Source organism: Rhizobium sp. Rhizsp42 (assembly GCF_047304155.1).
Taxonomy (GTDB): domain Bacteria; phylum Pseudomonadota; class Alphaproteobacteria; order Rhizobiales; family Rhizobiaceae; genus Rhizobium.
In genome coordinates this window covers 20,135-28,086 of the sequence record NZ_JBGLYS010000052.1, presented here as the reverse complement: position 1 = coordinate 28,086, position 7,952 = coordinate 20,135, and the positions used below count along the sequence as shown (strand labels likewise).

Here is a 7,952-nt window from a genome sequence, read left to right as displayed (position 1 = left end):
GCCCTTCGCCAATCGCCTTTGCCCTGACGAAAACCTGCTCCGGCAGAATGCTTCAAGCTAACCAGGAAAGGCTCTAGAAGGAGGCGGCGGCGAGCACGCGGTGCAGCCCCTGCAGATCCTCGACGTTGCGGTTCATGAGAGACAATTCCCAATCAAGCGCGCTGCGGACGATGGTCTCGAGTGAATCGTATCGGGGGGTCCAGCCGAGCACGCGGTTCGCCAGCGTGGCGTCGGCCACGACACTGGCGGAATCGCCCGGGCGGCGCGGGGCCATGTGGATCTTGAAGGCGTGACCGTGCAGGCGCGTGACCATGTTCAGCACGTCGAGCACCGAATAACCGGCGCCGTAGCCGCAATTGGCAACCAGCGAGCCGCGCTCGCTGCGCAGGTGCTGCAGGGCTCTGAGGTGCGCCTCGGCCAGATCGCTCACGTGGATGTAGTCGCGAACGCCGGTGCCGTCATGCGTCGGATAATCGAGGCCGTAGACGCTGACGCTGTCACGGCGGCCAAGGGCCGCCTCGCAGGCGACCTTGATCAGATGTGTCGCGCCGGAGGTCGACTGCCCGGCGCGACCGAGCGGGTCGGCGCCGGCGACGTTGAAATAGCGCAGGGCCACATAGTTGAAGTCATAAGCGGCGGCCGCATCGCGCAACATGAACTCGGTCATCAGCTTCGACTGGCCGTAGGGATTTTCCGGGTTCAACGATGCATCTTCCTTGACCGGATCAGACGTCTTCTGCGGACCATAGACGGCGGCGGTAGAGGAGAAGACGAAGTGACGGATGCCGGCGCTGACCGCCGCGCTCATCAGCGCGCGGGTCTTGCCGGAGTTGTTGTCGTAATAGGACAGCGGGTCGGCTACCGAGGCCGGGACGACGGCGGAGCCGGCGAAATGGATGATCGCCTCGATGTCGTTTTCGATGAAGATGGTCTTGAGCAACTCGGTATCGGCGACATCGCCGAGATAGAAGCGCGCTTCCGGCGCCACGGCCCAGCGGAAGCCCGTGGAGAGGCGATCGAGCACGACCACCTGCTCGCCCGCATCCAGCAATGTCCAGACCATATGACTGCCGATATAGCCGGCGCCACCCGTCACCAGAATTGCCATGTCCCGCACTCCCGTTTCATCTCACGGGGGCATCTGACCCGGCTTTCCTTTCCGAAATTCGAATAAACGGCCCCGGCGGGACGTACGCCGGGGCGAAGTTTGCCGGTGTGGTTAGGGGCTGATTTGCGGGTTTGCTAGAATTTTATCGATGTGGCCATTTCGGCCCCATCGGGGGAGCAGGCACCCGTTTCGGCTGCGGCCCGGGGAGCCAGGAAGCCCTGCTCGACGGCAAGCGCGATCAGCCGTTCGGTGAGGTCTCCGAGCGTGCCCGAAGCGATGGCGATCGGCTCCATGCGCCTGACGACGTCCGGCTCGGTGACGCCGGCCGTATGCCAGGTGCCGCCGCCGGTGAAGAAATTATGGAGCAGAGGCTGGAAGCGGTCCATGGCGTTGGCGAAGCGCGCATCGCTGGTGCGCTTTTCCTCGAACTCATCCCAAAGCGCGCGGAACTCGACGGCCTGATCGGCGGGAAGCAGGGCGAAGATTCGGTCTGCGGCGCGCAGCTCGCGCTCGGCCTGGCTGGTGCGGGCAACCGCATCATAGGCGAAGGTATCGCCGGCATCGATTTCGACGATGTCGTGGATCAAGAGCATCTTCAAGACGCGCAGCAGATCGATCGGCTCGCTTGAATGTTCGGCAAGCACCGCCGCCATCAGCGCGATCTGCCAGGTGTGCTCGGCGTCGGTTTCGACGCGCGAGCGATCGAGCAGCGACGTGCGGCGCAGGATCGTCTTCAGCTTCTCGACCTCGAGAATAAAGGCCAATTGCTCCATCAGACGGCGATTGCCGAGAAAGCCTTCCAGGTGGTCGGCGGTGATCTTTTCTGACATGCGGTTGCTCCCGGTTCAGAGCTTCAGGATATAGTCGCAGAGCCTGTCGGCCGCGGTCTGGATCTGGGCGGGATCGCGCAGGAAGCAGGCACGCAGGAAGAGCTCGCCGCCTGGACCAAAGGCAGTTCCGGGCGCAAGACCGACGCCGGTTTTGTCGACGATATCGATCGCCGCCTTGCGGCTGTCGGTGACACCGTCGATCTTCAGGAAGGCATATAGCGCCCCATCGGGCTTCAGCGTCTCAACCCGGTTGGTCGCAATCAGCGCGTCGCAGAGGATGTCGCGCGAGCGCCTTGCCTTGTCGATATTCGCCTGGACGAAGGCATCGCCTTCATTCAAGGCGGCGACGGCGCCCCGCTGCATGAACTGGGCGACACCCGAGGTCGAATACTGGATCAGGTTCTCAAGCACCTGCCCCGTCTCCGGCGGCGCCACGATCCAGCCGACGCGCCAGCCGGTCATCGACCAGTTCTTCGAGAAGGAATTGACGAACATCACCTTGTCGCCCGCTTCCATCACATCGAGGAAAGACGCCGCACGGTCGCCGGGGAAGTAGTAGCGGGCGTAGATTTCGTCCGCCATGATCCAGAGACCATGCTTGCGGGCAAGGCCGAGGATGGCGGCCAGATCCTCGCGCGTCGCGGTCCAGCCGGTCGGGTTGGAGGGCGTGTTGATGAAGAGCGCTTTCGTCTTCGGCGTGATCGCGGCAGCAATACGGTCGAGGTCGACGGCCCATTTGCCACCTTCGAAATCGAGCTGCACGCCGACGGAGCGGGCGCCGGCGATCTCAAGCGCGGCGGCGATATTCGGCCAGGCGGGCGTCAGGTAGACCAGTTCGTCGCCGGGCGAGGTCATCGCCTGTACCGCGATCTGGATCGCCTGCATGCCGGAGCCGGTGACGAAGAAATGCTCGACGGGAAGGTTTATGCCGAAGTGGCGGGCGTAATAATCGGAGAGCGCCTGGCGCAGTTCGGGAATGCCGCGCTGGTAGGTGTAGAAGGTCTCGCCGGCCGACAGCGCCGTCATGGCCGCCTGATTGACGAAATCGGGGGTGGGAAGATCGCCTTCGCCGACCCAAAGCGGCAAGAGGCCATCGCGGCCACGGGCATAATTGACGACTTCGACGATCCCGCTTTCAGGCGCCTGGATGGCGCGCGGGCTGAGGCTATTGACGATCGACATGCATCACTCCGGTTTTCGCCTACATAAAACAAATGCGCGGGCGAATCCCATGATATTAGGTGATGGCCGATCGATTTCCGTGATGGGTGAGCCCTGCCTCATCCGGCAAGGCTCTTAAGCCATCAGACCGTCGAGCGCTTGGCCAGCAGGTCGCGGATTTCGGTGAGAAGAGCAACGTCGGCCGGCGGCGGCGGTGCTTCTTCCGGAGCAACCTTCTTCTGCCGCTCGACCTGCTTCTGCAGCGTGTTCACGCCCTTGACCATCAGGAAGATGATCCAGGCAAGAATCAGGAAGTTGATCAGAACGGTGATGAAGCTGCCGTAAGCGAGAACGGCGCCCTGTGCGCGGGCAGCGGCCAGCGTCGGCGCATTGACGTTGGACGAGAGGCCGATGAAGTAATTGGAAAAATCGAAGCCGCCAAAGATGGCGCCGACGATCGGCATGATGACGTCATCGACCAAGGATTTGACGATGCCGCCGAACGCACCACCGATGATGACACCGACGGCAAGGTCCATGACGTTGCCGCGGGCAATAAACGCTTTGAACTCATTGAGCATGCGATCTGTCTCCCTCTGATGCAGTTTGATTGCAGGCTGTTGTTTTTATTAGCTACATCTTCGTTGCGATTATTCAATTACAAATTACGAATTATTCAAATGCTCCACCCGTCTTTGACTTAAGACCTAGACGGCGGGAATTTTCAAAGGCCCCGATTTGCCGTAGGCTTCGAGCTCCGGGAGGACCGGCGCATGGGACGCCGGCGGAGGAGAAATGCTGCCAGGCTGGGTCATACTCGCATCGGCGTTCGGCTATCTGTTACTGCTGTTTGCCGTGGCAAGCCATGGCGACCGGCAGCGCAGACGCTTCGGCGCGCCGGACAGCGGGCGGCCCGTCGTCTATGCGCTCAGCCTCGCGATCTACTGCACGTCCTGGACCTATTTCGGCGGCGTCGGCCTTGCCTCGCAGCGCGGGCTGGAATTCACCGGCATCTATATCGGGCCGATCCTTGTCTTCACGCTGGGGATGCCGGTGCTGCGGCGGATCATCGATCTCGCCAAGACGGAGAAGCTCACCTCGGTCGCCGACTTCATCTCGGCGCGCTATGGCAAGAACTCGGCGGTGGGGACGATCGTGGCGCTGATCTCGCTGGTCGGCGCCATCCCCTACATCGCGCTGCAGCTGAAATCGGTGTCGAGCACCGTGACGGCGATGCTTAATCCATCGGATTACGGCATCGGGAGCGGCAATCTCTATTTCCTAGACCTGCCGCTGCTCGTCACGCTGGTGCTCGCCTGCTTCGCCATCATGTTCGGCACCCGCCACACCGATGCGACGGAACATCAGGACGGGTTGATCCTGGCGGTCGCGATGGAATCGGTGGTGAAGCTGTTCGCGTTTCTGACGGCCGGGGTCTGCGTCGTCTGGTTCCTGTTCGACGGGCCGGCAGATCTCTGGCGGAAGGCGGCGGAGAACGAGCTGGTGCTGTCGGCGCTGCACTACCAGACTCCGATCAGCCGCTGGCTGACGCTGACCGTTCTTTCGGCCTTTGCGATCGTCATGCTGCCGCGGCAGTTTCATGTGACCGTGGTCGAGAACCGGACGGCGAAGGAGCTGCGGCTGGCGGGCTTCCTGTTCCCGCTTTACCTCATCGCCATCAATCTCTTCGTGCTGCCGATGGCAATTGCAGGCCTGCTCACCTTCGGCGGCAGCGGCAATGCCGATCTCTACATGCTGTCGCTGCCGATCGTCGGGCAGATGCCCGTGATGTCGCTGATCACCTTCATCGGCGGCTTTTCGGCGGCGACGGCGATGGTGATCGTCGCCTCGGTGGCGCTGTCGATCATGGTCTCCAACGATATCGTCATGCCGATCTTCCTGCGCCGACGGCTTGCCGGGCGCGGCGGCCAGCGCGACGATTTCGCCAAGACGCTGCTCAACATCCGCCGCAGCGCCATCTTCGCCGTGCTGCTGCTCGGCTATGCCTATTACCGCTCGACTGATAGCACCACGGGCCTGGCCTCGATCGGCCTGCTATCGTTTGCCGCCATCGCGCAGATGGCGCCGTCACTCTTGGGCGGGCTGATCTGGCGGCGGGCGAATGCGCGCGGCGCGATCCTCGGTCTCTCCTCCGGCTTCGTGATCTGGATCTATCTGCTGTTCCTGCCCTCGCTTGGCGGGCCAGATTATTCAGCGGTGGCGAGCGCCGTGCTTGGTTTCGTCTTTCCAGGGGTCACCGTCTTTACCCACAATGCCGATCCGCTGGTCAACGCCACGGTCATGAGCCTGCTGGTCAATACCGGCTTCTTCGTGATCGGCTCGATGACGCGCAATGCCCGGCCGCTCGAGCGCATCCAGGCGGGCATCTTCGTCAAGCGGCAGTCGCGCTCGCAATTTGCCACGCGCGGCTGGAAAACGCGGATCAGCGTCGGCGATCTGAAGGCGACGATCTCGCGCTATCTCGGCGAAGAGCGGATGGAGCGGTCGTTCCAGACCTACCAGCAGAACTCCGGCCGCAAGCTGGAGGACGACCAGCCGGCCGACATGGCGCTCATCCATTTCACCGAGCAGCTGCTCGGCAGCGCCATCGGCTCGTCTTCGGCGCGGCTGGTGCTGTCGCTCATCCTGCAGAAGGTGGAGGATGCCTCGGCCGACACCGCATGGCTGCTCGACCAGGCGAGCGAGGCGCTGCAATATAACCAGGACATGCTGCAGACGGCGCTGTCGCAGATGGACCAGGGCATTGCGGTGTTCGACAGCTCGAACCATCTGACGATCTGGAACCGGCGCTTCCGGCAGCTTTTGGATCTGCCCGAAACATCGGGACAGGTCGGGTTTCCGCTTGCCGATATCGTCGCCATCCTCAGCCAGCGCGGCGATATTCCGGTCTCCGAAGTCAGCCAGACGGTCCGGCATTTCCTGACGCTCGACAAGCCTTTCGCGCTGGTGCTCGGGCGCGGGGAACGCATCATCGAAGTGCGCTCCAACGCCATGCCCGACAAGGGCATCGTCGCGACCTTTACCGATATCACCCAGCGCGTCGCCGCCGACCAGGCGCTGAAGCAGGCCAACGAGACGCTGGAGCAGCGCGTGGCGGAGCGCACGGCGGAGCTTACCCGCGTCAACCACGAACTCGGCGAAGCGCGCGCCTCGGCCGACGAGGCAAATCTTGGGAAGACGCGCTTCTTCGCCGCCGCCGGGCACGACATCCTGCAGCCGCTCAATGCCGCCCGGCTCTATTCCTCGGCGCTGGTCGAGCGGATGGGGCAATCGGAGAGCAGCGCCATCGTGCGCAACATCGATTCGGCGCTGGAATCGGTGGAGAGCATTCTGGGCGCCGTGCTCGACATTTCCAGGCTCGACACCGGGGCCATGCGCCCTCGCCTCGCCTCGGTTCCGCTTGCTGACCTATTGGAGCGCATCCAGACCGACTTCGCGCCGATCGCGCGCGAGAAGAGGCTGAAGCTGGTGGTGATGCCGACGTCTCTGCGCGTGCGGTCCGACCCCAATCTGCTGCGCCGGCTGGTGCAGAACCTGGTGTCGAACGCGATCAAATATACCCTGACCGGCAAGGTTCTGGTGGGTGCGCGCCGGCGCGGCAATCAGGTCGTCATCCAAGTGATGGATTCGGGCATCGGCATCCCGCCATCGAAGTTCCGCACCGTGTTCAAGGAGTTCGCGCGACTGGACGAAGGCGCCAAGACCGCATCGGGCCTCGGGCTCGGGCTATCGATCGTCGATCGCATCGCGCGCGTGCTCAGCCACCCGGTGGAGCTGCATTCGACGCATGGCAAGGGCACCGATTTCCGCATCGTCATGCCGCGCGATATCTCGCCGGTCGCCGAAGCGCCGATCGCGACCGCGCCCGCCGAGCGCTCGGCGCAGAACCTGAAGGGGCTGAAGGTGCTCTGCATCGACAACGAGCCGCATATCCTTGAGGGAATGCAGCTGCTGCTGAGCGGCTGGGGCTGCGCCGTGCAATCGGCGGATTCGCTTTTGGGTGTCGCCGCGCTCGATGCGCGGGAGGGCGCGCCCGATCTCGTCATCGCCGACTATCATCTCGGAGACGGGACCGGGGTGGCCGCGATCCTCTCCGTGCGCGAGCGCTTCGCCACCTATGTTCCAGGTCTCTGCATCACCGCGGACCGGACGCTGGAGGTGCGCGCCGACGCCGAGCGGCACGGGATCGGCATCCAGCACAAGCCGGTGCGCCCCGCCGCGCTGCGTGCCTACATCACCCAGATATCGGCGCAGAAGCGGGCTGCCGCGGCCGAGTAGGTGCGCTTGCCAGAACATCCGTCACTAGGTTGCGCACGCGCTCGATCGAGGGCTGGTCGCCAAAGAGGATGCGGTAGATGATGGGGGCGACGACGCCGTCCATGACCGCATCGATATCGGGAAATGCCTCGCCACGGGCATGCGCGCGCTCAGCAATCAACGCGATCTGCTCGCGGGTGAACGCATCGCACTTGCAGGCGTTGGCGTTGTCCTGCGCCGCCAGCACGTCGCGCATCATGTCGCGGCCTATGCCCGAGGACATCTCCTCGCAATATTGCTCCGTCCACACCTCCAGATCGCCTCGGGCGCTGCCGGTGTCGATCGGCAGCATGTCGGGGCGAAGGCGTTCGACGGCGACATCGGCGAGCAGTTCCTGCAGTTCGCCCCAGCGGCGGTAGATAGTGGATGGCGTCACGCCTGCCTCGGCCGCGATCAGCGGGATGGTGACGTCGGCGCGGTCCATTGTCTTGAACAGCGCCCGGACGGCATTGTGGACGGAGGCCTGAACGCGGGCGCTGCGCCCGCCGGGACGGAGATTTTCTTTTGCTGGCATT

At 63.6% G+C, this 7,952-nt stretch carries 6 protein-coding genes; 1 reads left to right on the top strand and 5 read right to left on the bottom strand.

The genetic code is table 11. From position 1 onward, the window contains the following. Window positions 1–73: 73 nt before the first annotated feature. The 4 genes from galE to mscL form a co-directional block, all read right to left on the bottom strand. Window positions 74–1,108: a UDP-glucose 4-epimerase GalE gene (galE, locus tag ACCD05_RS29500; RefSeq protein WP_111561677.1), complete on the bottom strand. Its 1,035-nt coding sequence runs from the start codon at window positions 1,106–1,108 to the stop codon at window positions 74–76. A gap of 134 nt (window positions 1,109–1,242) precedes the next feature. Continuing rightward, window positions 1,243–1,938 carry an HD domain-containing protein gene (locus ACCD05_RS29495; RefSeq protein ID WP_413397079.1) on the bottom strand — a complete coding sequence of 232 codons (696 nt, stop codon included), beginning with the start codon at window positions 1,936–1,938 and terminating at the stop codon, window positions 1,243–1,245. Between the two features lie 15 nt (window positions 1,939–1,953). Continuing rightward, entirely contained in the window at window positions 1,954–3,120 is a 1,167-nt protein-coding gene (locus tag ACCD05_RS29490; protein WP_112979828.1) for a pyridoxal phosphate-dependent aminotransferase, read from the bottom strand. 122 nt (window positions 3,121–3,242) lie between these two features. After that, window positions 3,243–3,680, bottom strand: coding sequence for a large conductance mechanosensitive channel protein MscL (gene mscL, locus ACCD05_RS29485; RefSeq protein WP_413397077.1), 438 nt, complete (start codon window positions 3,678–3,680; stop codon window positions 3,243–3,245). A 214-nt stretch (window positions 3,681–3,894) separates the two neighbouring features. Here mscL and ACCD05_RS29480 point away from each other — a divergent pair, with 214 nt between their 5' ends. Continuing rightward, entirely contained in the window at window positions 3,895–7,398 is a 3,504-nt protein-coding gene (locus ACCD05_RS29480; protein ID WP_413397075.1) for a PAS-domain containing protein, read from the top strand. Here ACCD05_RS29480 and ACCD05_RS29475 read toward each other — a convergent pair. Next, complete coding sequence (locus ACCD05_RS29475) at window positions 7,355–7,951, bottom strand: TetR/AcrR family transcriptional regulator C-terminal ligand-binding domain-containing protein (protein WP_413397073.1); 597 nt, start codon at window positions 7,949–7,951, stop codon at window positions 7,355–7,357. The genes ACCD05_RS29480 and ACCD05_RS29475 overlap by 44 nt on opposite strands. Window position 7,952: the final 1 nt, after the last annotated feature.